Source organism: Allochromatium palmeri, from assembly GCF_009720725.1.
Classification (GTDB): Bacteria; Pseudomonadota; Gammaproteobacteria; order Chromatiales; family Chromatiaceae; genus Thermochromatium; species Thermochromatium palmeri.
In genome coordinates this window covers 20907-34044 of sequence record NZ_WNKT01000044.1, presented here as the reverse complement: position 1 = coordinate 34044, position 13138 = coordinate 20907, and the positions used below count along the sequence as shown (strand labels likewise).

The following is a 13138-nucleotide window of genomic DNA, read 5'->3' as shown; positions in this document are numbered from 1 at the left end:
TCACGGTAAGGTCCGGTGGTGATTCCGGCGCTTTCGCGTCGGCCCTCAGTCCGGCTCCCGTGGCGACCACAGCCCCCGTAGGGTTCGATGGCGATTCCAGCCCTTTCGGACTGGGCCTCAGTGCGACTCCCATAGGCACACGGACCGCACGCGGGACAGATCTCCCCGGATAAGGACATGAACTTTCAGTGCACAACCGCCGCATTTACCCTATCCCCTGCACCTGATGGGTTTCGTCACCTCGTGCTGACTCACCCAGGGACTGAGCCTTCTATGCGGTTTCTGTCCGTCGGCTCGCACCTTTGCGCTCGGGCTTCCTCCAGACATCCCCTCACGGGTTTGCCCTTGCCGTCGGCTAGTAGTTACGTTGGTCCGAAAGGACACTACAGGTACTCCTACAGGGGACTTCCACCCCATCAGTTTATGCCCATGCCGGGCGTACACAAAGGGTAACTCCTTCGCGGAACATAATCACACGGGACGCAACATCTACTTTTTCAAAGACTGGAAGATGCATGAAACACAAGAACTTTATGATTTTTCTCGGTCTGACAGCTTCGCTGTTTCTAGCGGCCTGCGCATCGCCCCCTGAGCGGGAACTCTCTTCAAAGGCACCGTCGTTCGCCACGCTGCCGAATGGATACCAACCGCTTGATCCGACCCAACCTTCGCCTATCTATGCGGGGGTAACGGCGATTCCTGGCGATAATGTCATTCGCTACCTGGAGCGCAAACGTGGACATGCGTTAAATCTACTGTCACTCTCCGGCGGTGGCCAGAACGGCGCTTTCGGTGCTGGTTTCCTCATCGGCTGGCGTGAGAGTGGACGGCGACCGGAGTTCGATATCGTCGGCGGTGTGAGCACGGGCGCGTTGCTGGCCACGCACGCCTTTCTTGGCACCCCGGCAGACGACGCGAAGTTGGAAGCGATGTACACGCAGGTTACGCACGCCGATATCTACAAGGAGAGAGGGGTCTTTGGCCTTCTGTCGGGTACAGATTCACTAAGGGATACCGCTCCGTTGCGCGCAATGATTGCCAAATTTATCACGGCGGAGACCTTAAAGCGTGTGGCCGCGGCGTACGATGACAATCGTATGTTGTTTGTCGGCACCACCAACATCGACTACGGCCAGACCTGGGTCTGGAATATGACGCTGATCGCGAAGGCAGGAGATTTAGAACTCTATCGGAAGGTATTACTGGCGTCCGCCTCATTCCCTATCGTCTTTCCGCCAGTGGAAATCGATGGCCACTTGTTCGTCGATGGGGCCGCCCGGTCGAATGTGGTGGTGCCGGGGATGGGCGGAACGCGGAAGCCCAATCCTCCGTTGTACGGCCCTGGGAATCTCTACTTAATTGATAACGGTAGGGTCACGCAGCCGCCTGCTGCCTTACGCCGAGCCATTGGCGACGTCGCGGCGACAACCATCAGCGTGATGATGGAACAGTCGATGCAGACAGCGCTGACAAGGTCTTACTTCGGGACAAAGCTACTCGGCTACTCCTACAGGATGGTTGCGATTCCGAACAACGTTGACATCGGCAATGACGTGCTCGCCTTCGAGCCAACCGAGATGCGTGCGGGGTTCGACGCGGGGCGCGCCCTCGCGAAAAAATCCGACCCGTGGCTGAGCGCCCCACCCAAATCCGGCGATATTCCCTCCTGGATTCTGAAGGCGATGATAGCGCGCTAGATTGTCGTTCGCTGCCGGCGATGGAAGTGCGAAACGCGAGGGCGGTAGTCCCGGGTAGGTGGAGGCGAGTAGGCAAAGCGCGTCTACAATCTCTTACAATCTCCAGGGACTTGACAGTTAGGCAATAGCTTGGTGCATGCTGATCAAACCGGCGTATATGGCAGCGTACTCCCAATGGAATTGCTCGCAAATTGAGGTCGTATGTTCTGCCTCCATGAGTTGACGCATAGCCAGTCCAGCACCGGCGAGACAAGCGTGAACGACGACCGTCAGCGCCAATTGCCCGAAAGCTTCCAGCTGTAATCCGGCAGATGCGAATCCAGCGGTGATCAGCGGCGCACTGTCGAGTGCCAAGCCGAACGCCGCCGCTGCCGTCAGTCCACTGAGCAGGGTCGCACTCAGAGTGCGAACATCAAGCCGACGGCGCAGGATCGGCAGCAACACCAGAATCCAGACACTGACATAGGCCGCCTCGGGTCCGGCCAACAGCGGCGCTTCCCGGCTCAGAAGCGCATTCACGACCTGCCGCCAGAACTCCGAAACGAACAGCGTCAACAGCATCAGCCCCAACGCCAGCCGGCTCGACCAGCGTCCGAGCCAGTCTGGTCTCCAGCCGACCAGTCCGTTCAGCGACATCCAGCCAAACAGCAGCAGCGCCGTGCTCATGGCCGTTGCTCCGGGGCCAAAGCCGGCTCCAGCAACCCCGAGACCCGCTCCAGGATCAGCCGCTCGCACCCGTCCGGCAGCCGTCTACGCAACCGCTCGGCGTTCGCCAGCGTCACCCGCGCGCGCTCCGTGTCACCCGACCAGCGATAGCCCAGCCCGGCGATCAGCGCCAGCGCGACATGGGACGGTGTGCCCTGACACGCAAAGCGGTCGGCCAGATCGCGGAACTGGGTCTGATCCTCGGCCAGAGCGGGCAGAGCACCCAGATCCTCGATCATGCGCCGGGTGCGATCGAGACAGACGGCCCCGCGCTGACGCGGCTCCGCGAGCCGGCGCGCCAGCACTTCGAGCCGCAATCGACGCGCATCCCAGAATCCGGGGTCATCGGCGATGGCGGTATTCAGCGCCGTCTCAGCCTCGTCGAGCCGATCCTGCGCCCAGGCGCTGTCGGCCAGGACGAACCAGGCGTCGGAGCGCAGCCGTTCGGGCAGCTCCGGTACCGCCAGCGCCGCGCGCGCGGCAATCCGCGCCGACTCGAAATCCTGTAAACGCCGCTGAAGACGCGCGCGTTCCAGATGGGCGCGGAAGCGGATCAACGGCTCTTCGGCCTGCGTCAAGGGTTCGATCAACGCCAGCTTGCGCGCGGGATCGCCACTGAGCGCGGCGAGCTGGAAGGCCAGACGCGCCTCGTCGTCGATCCGGCCCCAGAGATTGCGATAGCGCATGAAGACCGTGTCACCCGCCGAACGGCGCGAGGCATCGCTCGCCGTGGGACTCAGGGCCGCGACGCCGCGCTCGCCCAGCTCCGACCACAGCGTTTCCCACGCCTCGACGGCCTGGCGCGCCTCGGCCGAATCACCCAGTCCGCCCGTCTCGGCGGCTCGATTCGGAGCCTGAGCCAATCCCCAGAGCACACCAACCAGCACCGTCAGCAGCGCCAGCGCAGCCAGACGCGGCACGAGCCGTGGGCCTGGGCGTGATGCGTGCGGCGGGCTACCAATAGAGGCCATAGTGGGTGAACTGGGCGACATGACGGCCGATCAGCAACGGATCGTCCGGCCGCTGGGTGAACCAGCGAAACCGCTGACCGGCGGCTTGCAACCTTTCATAGAGCGGCACGAAGGTCTCCAGGCCGTCGGGATGGACGATGAAGACAGGCGCGATTCGATCGCGTGCCGCGTCCTGGGCCAACTCATCGACCAGTCGCTCGGTCTGCTCGACGCTCCAGGGCGGCGACCGGCTCAGGATCGCCTTGCGATCGAGCCGGAACTCCAACTGAAAGGTATCGATGTCGCGCGTCACCAGCGGCTCGGGCCGCCAGGCAAAACGTCCCTGCCAGGTGGTGCCCGAGCGTGTGTCCAGCGCGGCGGCGAGTGCGTCGACCACGGCCTCCTGGTCCCAGACCGCCACCCGATCGGCGAGCACGAAATAGAAGCGCGAGAAGGGCGGAAAGCGTTCGCGCTGCGGTTCGACGAAGCGCGGTCCGGTGCTCGGACGGGCCGGGAGCTGGCTGGCCCCTTCATCACGCTGACGCGGCGCGGCCAGTGCGAAGAGCGTCACGATCAGCAGGATCGCCAGCAAATTGGTGGCGATGTCGAGAAAGGCGCTCGGGGTCGGGCCGTCAGTCTCCATGTCCGCGCCACTCGGTCAGCAGACGGGGCAGCGCGTCGGGCGCGGTCGACAGCGGCCGGAAGCTCAGCCTGAACGCCCGGCGTGGCGCTGCGCGCGGATCGAGCCGGCTGGTGAAGCGGCTGAAGGCGTCCTCGAAGGCGCGGCGGGTGCCGAAACAGTCCTGGGTAAGCGCGAAGACCAAATTGCGCACACCCGCGCCTGGCTCGGCGACCCGTTCCAGCAGTGCATCGAGTTCGGTCTCGCGATAGACGATCGGCTCGGCCTCGGGTCCGGCATGGAGCGTCACCGCGCCCTCGGCCTGACAGACGACCAGATCGTCGATCGCCAGCGGACGTCCGGTTTCGGGCCGGTTGGGCGCTTGTAGCGCAAAGACGACGATCAGAATGCCGACGAAGGCCAGTACCAGATCGAGAAAGGGCAGCAGATTCAGCTCCGGCATCAGCGGCATCGATGGGCGGTGGCGCATCAGTCGGCGGCGTCCAGGTCGGGCGCGTCCAGAAACAACCGGTCGAGCAGCCGCCGGTAATAGAGCATGTCGAGCGTCTGCGCCCGTGCGCGCAATACCAGTAGGGCCAGCATCAACGGAATCACCAGCACCAGCCCGACAAAGGTGGTATCGAAGGCGAACTGGAGCCCACCGAGCACGCCGCCGAGGCCGCCCCCATCGACGGCCGTGGCCGCGACGCTGTCGGCCAGTCCGCCGATGGCCTGGGTGATACCGAGCACGGTGCCGATGAACCCGAGCATGGGCAGCACCCAGATGGCAAAACCGATGGGGGCGAAGTTGTGCTGATGCTGCTGGCCGCGCACCAGAAGCACATAGTCGCTCAGATGGACCGAGTCCTCGCGCGCGTGGGTCCGGTCGTGCCAGTGTCGCAGCGCGGCCGGAACCCGCTCGGCGTCGGTCTGTTCGCGTCCGGAGAGAAAGCCGATCCAGTCCTGCCAACGCGACGGGCCGGATATCTGATCGCTTGGGTCTCCAGACCTGATCAAGCGGCGACGCTCGCTCTGGAGTCCCAGATATTGCAAAACGGCATAGAGCACGCTCGCCACGAACAGCGCCAGCATGAAGCGGCAGTAGCCATTGCCCAAATAGCGTCCGATCCAGTCGGGCAGGGCGTTCGGCTCCAGAAAATGCATCAGGGTCGGATAGAGCGCCAGCGTGATGAGCACGGCGACGATCAGCGGCCGGGCGATCTGGCGCTCGGAGAACAGCCCGGCGGCCTGATCGAGATCAAGCGATGGCTGAGCGGGTGGAGACATCTATCGATCCGGTTGGGTCGTGGCGGAGTCATCCAGGGTCTGTTCCAGCACCTGGAGCTGTTGCGCGATGTCGCGCCGCGTGGCCCGCAGTTCTCCGATCCGGGCGCCGATCTCGCCGTAGAGACGTTCCTGGCGCGCGCGTTCGTCGTGATTCTGGGCCGCGTCGGCACGGTCGAGCGCCTGCTGGGCCTGGGCGATGAGTTGGGTCTCCAGGTCATCGAGCCGACTCAGCAGACGCTGGATGTCGTCGAGCTGGGCCTTGAGTGTGTCCCGCTCCGGGTCGGACGGAGCCGCTGGATCGGCAGCCGGAGCTGCCTGTGTCGACGGTGGCGGCGCCCCCGAAGCGATCTCCGCCGGTGCCGGGCCTGAAACGACCGCCAGCAACGCGCCCAGGCTCAACGTCAGCAGCCAGGGGCGCACGTCCGGGACGCCAGCGGGTTTCATGGCGCGATCGGCACCTGCTGCGCGTCGCTGGCGGTCTTGACGATGGCCTGCATGTTTTCGTTCAGGCTCGTCAGATTAGCGCCGACCTGCTGCAAGCTCTGGATCGCCTTGTCAGCCTGACCCAGCTCGTAGTAGGCGAGCACGATGTCGCGATCGGACTCGATGGCACGCATCAGCGCCAGCGAGTTGGCGCGTTCGGTGCTGATCTGGTTGCGCAGTTCGCGCCCGGTGTTGAGTCGGCTCTGCCAGGCTTGAGCAATCGGCTGAAAGGCCGGGTTGGACTCGGACTTCTCCAGCGCCTCCTTGCGCCGCTGCTCCCAGAGTGCGAGCAGGCCGTCGAGCTCGGTCCAGATCTCGCTGTCCTCGGCCATGCTCGCGTTCACACGCTTGACCGAGTCGAGCATGGCGTCGAGCACCTCGCCGCCCTTCTCGATGGAATCGCGGCTGGCCTGAATGTTGGCATCCAGTCCACTCAGGTTCTCCTGGAGCTGCGCGGCCACCGCGTTGACCTTCTCGAACAACCGGCCCATGTCGGGCTGATCGGCGGATTGAGCGAGTGATGCCGTACCGGTCAGGGCGAGTACGCCAGCGAGCACGAGGGCGGATGTCTTCATGATGTCCTCCGATGGGTGGGGTCGGGATCAGTTGGCGATGGGCACCGAGGTTTGCAGACTCTGCTGGGTCTTCTGCTCGACGACCGCCATGGCCTGGGTGATGTCGTTCAGCCCCTCGACCACGGAGCGCGCGGCGGTGATGGCCTCCAGTACCTTGCCGATCTTCATCTCCTGGAGGATCACCCGATGCTGGCGCATGATGGTCGAGAGTTTTTCCTGCGCCAGGGTGCGGCTCTGATTCAGGCGCTCGTCGACGATGTCGTATTCCCGGATGGCGCGTTCAAGCTGGGCGATGCTCTGCTCGCGGTTGGGATAGTCGGGCGGCTGGCGCTCGTACCAACTCTTGAGGACGATGGTGCCCTCCTTGGCGCGGTTGAGCGCGTCGGCGAAGTCGCTGTTGAGATCGAGCTTGTTGAGCACCCCATAGACCTCGTCGCGCAGGGTGAAAAACAGACTATCGACCTGCGCCTCCTTTTCCTGCTCCGAGGTCAGGCGTGCGACCTCCTCCAGCTTTTCCATCGCTGTCTGAATGCGCGCGCCGAGCTGGGCGCTGGAATTGCGGATGTTGGCCATCTCGTTTTCGAGGATGACGGTCGGATTGGTGCGATTGGGATTGCGGGCGCTGTACTGAGTATCCTGCGCCCAGCTCGGCGCGCTCATGAACAGCGCGCACAGTACACCGAGCACGAGCCTGGTCGGTCGGCTGCGCGCGGTGGATCGGGTCGTCTGGAGCCGCCGTGGGTGGTCGCGATAAAACATCGGGTCTCCTTGGAACTGGGTCATAGGCCGCAGGCCTCGATGTTCTCCTCGAAGCCATCGATCAGACGCGAGGTCTTGTTGCGCAGATAGGCCAGGTCGCGCGCGATGTCGGTCAGATCTGATTCGAGATTGCGCGCGCGGTCGGCGTCGCGCACCAGACGCTGGATGATGATGGGTCTGGATTCCTGGTTCAATTCTTTGTCGAGACGCTTGATCATGAGTCCGGCGCAGTTGTTGAGCTTGATCGACTCGTCCATCCAGGCGCTGATCGGCAACTGGCTCAGTTGCTCGACCTCCTGGCGGTTGCCGTCGACGAAGGGTGCCGGACAGTCCGTGGCCGATTGGCGCAGTTCATTGCGCCACTTGCCCAGGAGCTTGTTGCTGCGCTCGACCCGTTGCAGGATGCGGACATAGTTCTCGCCGAGCGCATGATAGCGTTCGAAGACCGGCGCATCGTCCCAGGGGCAGGTCGGCGCCTGATAGCGGGTCGAGAGCGGGCGCGAAGCGGTCGTGCGACTGTCGCGCTCGGTAGACGCGGGTGTCGGCGGCTGAGGAGCGTCGAGGGTTGCGCTCGTGCTCGATGTATAGGCGAAATAATCGCGTGTTTCGGCCCATAGCTCGCCTGGGATTTCGAGCCAATCGGGCTTGAACAGCCACAGCGCGCCGGTCGCGGTGGCGAGCAGGATCAGCAGGGCCAGACCCCAGGTCAGCCAGCCAGGGCGTGGGCGGCGCTGGCGTGGCTCGGGCGTTGGCGGTGGAGTGGCTTCAAGTGGAATCGGTCGCGGTGGGATGGGCGGGCTGTGGGGCGGTTCGATTGGCGCCGGCACAGACGCGGACGTCTCCGGGTCGTCATCGGCAACGGCCACGCCGAAATGCTCAGCCAGTGGCTGGAGTCCGCCGCGAAAGCCCTGACCGACAGCGCGCAGCTTCCAGCCGGTGCCGTGGCGATAGAGTTCAGCGAAGATGAGCGCCTGTTCGTCTCCTGCTTCGGTCAACTCGAAGGCGAGCGGCTCGCCGGAGGCGGGCGTAACTGTGAGTCGGGTGCCGATCAGATCGCGAAACGCGCCATCCGTCATGGCGGCGGCGATGACGAGACGCTGAATGCCGGCCGGCAATCGTTCCGGTTGCACGCGCAGCTCGGCGCGACCGGCTAAGGTTGTCGCCAGATCGACGACCGCACCGGGCGACTGGCGCTGGTTGTAGAAAATAAACCAGTCGTCGCTCGGAATCCGTCCGTTGTCGCCGACCGCGAAGCACACCGCATCCAGCGCCGCTCGACCCGACGGCCAACCCAATTCGACGCGCACCGTGCCCGAGCTGGCCAGCGGCGCATTTGCGCCCTTCGGCAGTGTCTTCATCTCGGCGACTCGCGCGACAGAGATTCCATGCCATCCCCTCGATAGTGTCTCGATCGACGTTCGAAAACCGGGCATACCATGCCGCAAGCTGTTTGGATACGCAACACGGCGCCATCCCGATCCTGGATTCGGGACCGCGCCGAGGGCCTTACTCCCACATCACATTTTCGCCATCGCGCGCGGCGGCTTCGAGCAGCTCGATCAGGGGTAGGGCGCGATGGGCGAGGCTGACGTGCTGGGACTCATCGCCCTGGTGTTGGTTTGGCGTGTCAGGGTCGAGCGTGGCGTCCGGATGCTCAGCGACAGCGTTCTTCAGCCGTGCGAGCGCGGCCGGCACGTCTTCGGCCAGGAGCGCGCCCGGCACGGCGCCGCTGTGTCCCATCAGCTTGATGAGGGTGACGGCCACGTCGCCGAACATGGTGATGGTGGCATAGGCTGGGGTCTCGAAGCGGATCAACATGAGCGGCCTCCTCGTTGTTTCTGATTGGGACTGATAAAGCCTGCGGCGAATGCGGGCCGCGTTTAAAATGCGCTGATCATTTTCACTCAAGCTCCTGCCGAGATATCATGACCGACGCTGCCGAGTTGCCACGCACCCATTTCATCCGCCAGATCGTCGAGGCGGATCTCGCTTCCGGTAAGCATGACCGGATTATCACCCGCTTTCCGCCCGAGCCGAACGGCTATCTGCACATCGGGCATGCCAAATCGATTGTGCTCAACTTCGGCCTGGCCAAGTTGTTGGGCGGACGCTGCAATCTGCGCTTCGACGACACCAATCCGCACAAGGAGAACCTCGAGTTTGTCGAGGCCATCCAGACCGACGTGCGCTGGCTGGGCTTCGACTGGGGCGATCGGTGTTATTTTGCCTCGGACTATTTCGAGCCGCTCTATGGCTTCGCGGTCGAGCTGATCGAAAAGGGTCTGGCCTATGTCTGCGATCTCGCGGCTGAGGAGATGCGCGAGTATCGCGGCACTCTGACCGAGCCGGGCCGTGACAGCCCCTGGCGCGCGCGTTCGGTGGCCGAGAACCTGGATCTGTTCGCGCGGATGCGGGCCGGTGAGTTCCCGGACGGCTCGCACACCCTGCGCGCCAAAATCGATATGGCCTCGCCCAACATCAATCTGCGCGATCCGGTGCTCTACCGGATCAAGCATGGCGTGGTGCATCATCAGACCGGCAGCACCTGGTGTCTCTATCCGACCTATGACTATACGCACCCGATCTCGGATGCGCTCGAAGGCGTCACCCATTCGCTCTGCACCCTGGAGTTCGAAGACCATCGACCGCTCTACGAGTGGGTGATCGCCAATGTCTCGGTGCCGAGCCGTCCGCGTCAGATCGAGTTCAGCCGGCTCAATCTCGAATACACCGTGATGAGCAAGCGCCGTCTGACCGATCTGGTCGGCGAATCGCATGTCGACGGCTGGGACGACCCGCGTATGCCGACGCTCGCCGGTCTGCGCCGACGCGGTTATACGCCGGCGGCGATCCGCGTCTTCTGCGAGCGCATCGGCATCACTAAGTCCGACAACCGGGTCGAGATGGCGATGCTGGAAAACGCCATCCGCGAGGATCTGGATGCCAATGCCGCGCGTCGGCTGGCGGTCCTGAATCCGCTCAAGGTCGTGCTCACCAACTATCCCGAGGGCCGGACCGAGACCATCGAGTTAGCCAATCATCCCAAGGATCCAGAGCTGGGCACGCGCACGCTGCCTTTCGCGCGCGAGCTTTATATCGACCGTGCCGACTTCGAGGAGACCCCACCCAAGGGCTTCAAGCGGCTGATTCCGGGCGGCGAGGTACGGTTGCGCGGGGCCTATGTGATCCGCTGTGACGAGGTGGTCAAGAACGACGCCGGCGAGATCGTCGAACTGCGATGCTGGGCCGATCTCGACACCCTGGGCAAGAATCCCGAGGGGCGCAAGGTCAAGGGCGTGATCCATTGGGTGGCGGCCGAGCAGGCGGTGGTCGCCGAGGTTCGGCTCTATGACCGGTTATTCAATGTGCCGATGCCGGGCGCGGGCGGGAGCGACTATCGCGCCGATCTCAACCCCGAGTCGCTGCAAGTGCTGACGGGCGTCAGGCTGGAACCGAATCTGCGCGGCGTGCTGCCGGGCGAGCGTTTCCAGTTCGAGCGTGAGGGCTATTTCGTCGTCGATCCCGACTCGAACGCGGAACGGCCGGTGTTCAATCTCACCGTCGGCTTGCGCGATACCTGGGGCAAGAGCAATCACTGATCCTGATGGATGGTATTTGGGCCGATAGGGAACGCTAAAAACCGAGGTGTAGGCGGAATGAGTCTGATCGCGGAACTGGCTAGCGCCAAATCGGAAGAGGACGTCAAGGACGCCTATATCAAGGCGCTCGGGCTGAAACGCTACACCAAGGGACTGATCGACATCCGAACCGAGGAAATCTGGTTCGAGTCCAAGGACGCGCCCACGCCGCCGATCCTGATGTTCGCCCAACTGCTGTTCTATGTGCGCGACGCACGCAAGAAGGGCGAGCCGATCCCGCCGTTTCTGGCTGTGATCGACCGCGAGAAGGCCGCGATCATGGAGACGGCCAGGGCGTTGCCGATCCTGGATGATAAGTCGATCCGCTGGCCCAAGTCCGGCTCGAAGGCGGAGAAGTCCTTCGCCGCTCAGGTCGCGCCACACATCGAGACCCATTTCGTGGTCTACCGGCTGGCGGAGCATGAACAGGCGTTCATCTCCACCGTCAAGCAGGCGATCCGGGAAGGCCGTCTGATCCGCACGCCCATCACGCCCGATAATCTGCGTCAGGTGTTCGACAAATGGGTGGAGAGCATCGGGCGCGAACTCGACGGCGTGGCCGCGTCGGACTATGCGCTGCTGTTCTTTGCCGACATCATGCACGACGGCGCCAAGGCGGCGATGGCCAATCTGCCGGCGCGGCTGCTGCACGAGGGCGACCATCCGCTGTTCCTGCTCAATGGTCGCACCTATGAGCTGGCCAGCGAGCAGGGCTATCGACGCTTTTGGGCCATCTATCACCGTCCGCCCGAAGAGGCGCATCGCGCCTATCTGCTGGAGCGGCGCGACAGTCTACTGCCGCTCGACGAGCGCAGTTTCAAGGGTGCGTTCTACACGCCGCTGCACATCGTCGACAAAGCCTATGCGCAGCTCGGCGCGATCCTGGGCCGCAACTGGCAGAAGAACTACCTCGTCTGGGATATGTGTTGCGGCGTGGGTAATCTGGAGGTCAAGCATTCCAACCACCGCAACCTGTTCATGAGCACGCTCGATCAGGCTGATATCGACGTGATGACGGCCAGCCGGACCTGTGTGGCGGCGACGCGCTTTCAGTACGACTATCTCAACGACGATGTAAACGCGGACGGCGAGATCGACTACAGCCTGACCGACAAGGCGCCGCCGGCCCTGCGCGAGGCCATCGCTGATCTGCGGGCGCGGAAGAAGAGGGCGAAGAAGATCCTGGTGCTCATCAATCCGCCCTATGCGGAGGCGATGAACGTCGACAACACGACCGCCGCCAATGGCCGTAACGCCGAGGCCAAGCAGGGTGTGGCCAGTACGCGCATCGGTGCAAGCATGGACGGCTTCGGCTACGCGGCGCGCGAGCTGTATGTGCAGTTTCTGGTGCGCATCCAGCGCGAGCTGCCGGGGGCGACGGTGGCCATGTTCAGCACGCTCAAGTACGTCAACGCACCCAATTTCGCGCCCTTCCGTGAGCGGTGGCAGGCCGGCTATCTCGGCGGCTTCGTGGTGCACAGCCGCGCTTTCGATGGACTCAAGGGCGATTTTCCGATCGGCTTTCTGGTGTGGGATACCGCGAAGGCGTTGCCGCTCCAGGAGATCCAGACCACGGTACTCGACAAGGACGGCACGGCGAGCGGCGAGAAGTCCTTCGACCCCGAACCGGATCGCGCGCCGCTCTCGAAGTGGATCGTGCGCCCGCGCTCCAACCGGCAGGAGGCTTTGCCGCTCAAGAATGCCCTCACGCCCACCACCAGCACCAAGGATGTACGCGGCGACAAATGGGCCGATGGTGCGATCGGGAGCATGATCTGCTTCGGCAACGACTTGCAACATGCCGCGACCGGAACGGCGCTGCTGTCCTCCGGCTACGGGAATGCCGGAGCCTTTTTCGTCACCCCGGACAACCTGGAAAAAGCCGCCATCGTCTTCGCCGTGCGTCGGCTCATCAAACCGACCTGGCTCAATGATCGCGACCAGTTCCTGCAACCCAGCGCCACGCTCACGCCCGCCTTCAAGTCCGATTGCCTGATCTGGATGCTGTTCAACGGCTCCAACCTGTCAGCCGGCACCGATGGTCTGGAGTGGAACGGGCGAACCTGGTCGCTGGTCAACCACTTCATCCCCTTCAGCGAGAACGAGGTCGGCGCCTCCGGGCGCTTCGAGTCCGATTTCATGGTCGGCTATCTGAACAAACTCAAGCTGTCCAAGGAAGCCAAGGCCGTCATGGACGCCGGGCGCGCGCTCTGGACGCGCTATCACAGCACCCGCTTCGAGAAAAAGATCCGCGACGAATTCAAACTCAACCGCCCGGACGCGGGCTGGTACCAGATCCGTCGCGCACTGGAAGCCAACAGCGACAACGACTCCGTAGACTTCGAGCCGTTCAAGACCGCTTACGACGCCCTGAGCCGCAAACTGCGGCCCCAGGTGTTCGAGCATGGTTTTCTGCTCGGTTAGT

At 63.6% G+C, this 13138-nt stretch carries 13 protein-coding genes; 3 read left to right on the top strand and 10 right to left on the bottom strand.

Translation table 11 applies throughout. The features are described from left to right. Positions 1-515 precede the first annotated feature (515 nt). Positions 516-1697, top strand: coding sequence for a patatin-like phospholipase family protein (locus GJ668_RS15970; RefSeq protein WP_155451127.1), 1182 nt, complete (start codon positions 516-518; stop codon positions 1695-1697). Positions 1698-1814: 117 nt separating this feature from the next. On the opposite strand, the gene GJ668_RS15965 is transcribed toward GJ668_RS15970, so the two are convergent. From GJ668_RS15965 to GJ668_RS15920, 10 genes are all read right to left on the bottom strand, one after another. After that, positions 1815-2363, bottom strand: a complete 549-nt coding sequence (locus GJ668_RS15965; RefSeq protein WP_155451126.1) for a hypothetical protein — start codon at positions 2361-2363, stop codon at positions 1815-1817. Beyond that, positions 2360-3322 (bottom strand): tetratricopeptide repeat protein, encoded by a 963-nt coding sequence (locus tag GJ668_RS15960; protein ID WP_343032231.1) that lies wholly within the window; start codon positions 3320-3322, stop codon positions 2360-2362. The genes GJ668_RS15965 and GJ668_RS15960 overlap by 4 nt, the downstream gene beginning before the upstream one ends. A gap of 34 nt (positions 3323-3356) precedes the next feature. Further along, positions 3357-3995: a hypothetical protein gene (locus GJ668_RS15955; protein WP_155451125.1), complete on the bottom strand. Its 639-nt coding sequence runs from the start codon at positions 3993-3995 to the stop codon at positions 3357-3359. Next, entirely contained in the window at positions 3985-4461 is a 477-nt protein-coding gene (locus GJ668_RS15950; RefSeq protein WP_155451124.1) for a hypothetical protein, read from the bottom strand. Before GJ668_RS15950 ends, GJ668_RS15955 begins: the two co-directional genes overlap by 11 nt. Then, positions 4461-5258, bottom strand: a complete 798-nt coding sequence (locus GJ668_RS15945; RefSeq protein ID WP_155451123.1) for a MotA/TolQ/ExbB proton channel family protein — start codon at positions 5256-5258, stop codon at positions 4461-4463. The genes GJ668_RS15950 and GJ668_RS15945 overlap by 1 nt, the downstream gene beginning before the upstream one ends. Beyond that, complete coding sequence (locus tag GJ668_RS15940; protein WP_155451122.1) at positions 5259-5702, bottom strand: hypothetical protein; 444 nt, start codon at positions 5700-5702, stop codon at positions 5259-5261. Continuing rightward, positions 5699-6316: a hypothetical protein gene (locus GJ668_RS15935; protein WP_155451121.1), complete on the bottom strand. Its 618-nt coding sequence runs from the start codon at positions 6314-6316 to the stop codon at positions 5699-5701. The genes GJ668_RS15940 and GJ668_RS15935 overlap by 4 nt, the downstream gene beginning before the upstream one ends. A 27-nt stretch (positions 6317-6343) precedes the next feature. Further along, complete coding sequence (locus GJ668_RS15930) at positions 6344-7075, bottom strand: hypothetical protein (RefSeq protein ID WP_155451120.1); 732 nt, start codon at positions 7073-7075, stop codon at positions 6344-6346. Between the two features lie 20 nt (positions 7076-7095). Beyond that, entirely contained in the window at positions 7096-8433 is a 1338-nt protein-coding gene (locus GJ668_RS15925; protein ID WP_155451119.1) for a TerD family protein, read from the bottom strand. A gap of 148 nt (positions 8434-8581) precedes the next feature. After that, a complete protein-coding gene (locus GJ668_RS15920; RefSeq protein ID WP_155451118.1) occupies positions 8582-8893 on the bottom strand; it encodes a DUF1840 domain-containing protein in 312 nt (103 codons plus the stop codon). A 107-nt stretch (positions 8894-9000) separates the two neighbouring features. On the opposite strand from GJ668_RS15920, the gene GJ668_RS15915 reads away from it, so the two are divergent. Further along, on the top strand, positions 9001-10674 hold the full coding sequence (locus GJ668_RS15915) for a glutamine--tRNA ligase/YqeY domain fusion protein (RefSeq protein ID WP_155451117.1): 1674 nt from the start codon (positions 9001-9003) through the stop codon (positions 10672-10674). A gap of 57 nt (positions 10675-10731) precedes the next feature. Next, positions 10732-13137, top strand: coding sequence for a hypothetical protein (locus GJ668_RS15910; RefSeq protein ID WP_155451116.1), 2406 nt, complete (start codon positions 10732-10734; stop codon positions 13135-13137). Position 13138: the final 1 nt, after the last annotated feature.

Coding starts and splice junctions, on each gene's coding strand:
- GJ668_RS15970 (WP_155451127.1), top strand. CDS start 516: ATGAAACACAAGAACTTTATGATTTTTCTCGGTCTGACAGCTTCGCTG.
- GJ668_RS15965 (WP_155451126.1), bottom strand. CDS start 2,363: ATGAGCACGGCGCTGCTGCTGTTTGGCTGGATGTCGCTGAACGGACTG.
- GJ668_RS15955 (WP_155451125.1), bottom strand. CDS start 3,995: ATGGAGACTGACGGCCCGACCCCGAGCGCCTTTCTCGACATCGCCACC.
- GJ668_RS15950 (WP_155451124.1), bottom strand. CDS start 4,461: ATGCGCCACCGCCCATCGATGCCGCTGATGCCGGAGCTGAATCTGCTG.
- GJ668_RS15945 (WP_155451123.1), bottom strand. CDS start 5,258: ATGTCTCCACCCGCTCAGCCATCGCTTGATCTCGATCAGGCCGCCGGG.
- GJ668_RS15940 (WP_155451122.1), bottom strand. CDS start 5,702: ATGAAACCCGCTGGCGTCCCGGACGTGCGCCCCTGGCTGCTGACGTTG.
- GJ668_RS15935 (WP_155451121.1), bottom strand. CDS start 6,316: ATGAAGACATCCGCCCTCGTGCTCGCTGGCGTACTCGCCCTGACCGGT.
- GJ668_RS15930 (WP_155451120.1), bottom strand. CDS start 7,075: ATGTTTTATCGCGACCACCCACGGCGGCTCCAGACGACCCGATCCACC.
- GJ668_RS15925 (WP_155451119.1), bottom strand. CDS start 8,433: ATGAAGACACTGCCGAAGGGCGCAAATGCGCCGCTGGCCAGCTCGGGC.
- GJ668_RS15920 (WP_155451118.1), bottom strand. CDS start 8,893: ATGTTGATCCGCTTCGAGACCCCAGCCTATGCCACCATCACCATGTTC.
- GJ668_RS15915 (WP_155451117.1), top strand. CDS start 9,001: ATGACCGACGCTGCCGAGTTGCCACGCACCCATTTCATCCGCCAGATC.
- GJ668_RS15910 (WP_155451116.1), top strand. CDS start 10,732: ATGAGTCTGATCGCGGAACTGGCTAGCGCCAAATCGGAAGAGGACGTC.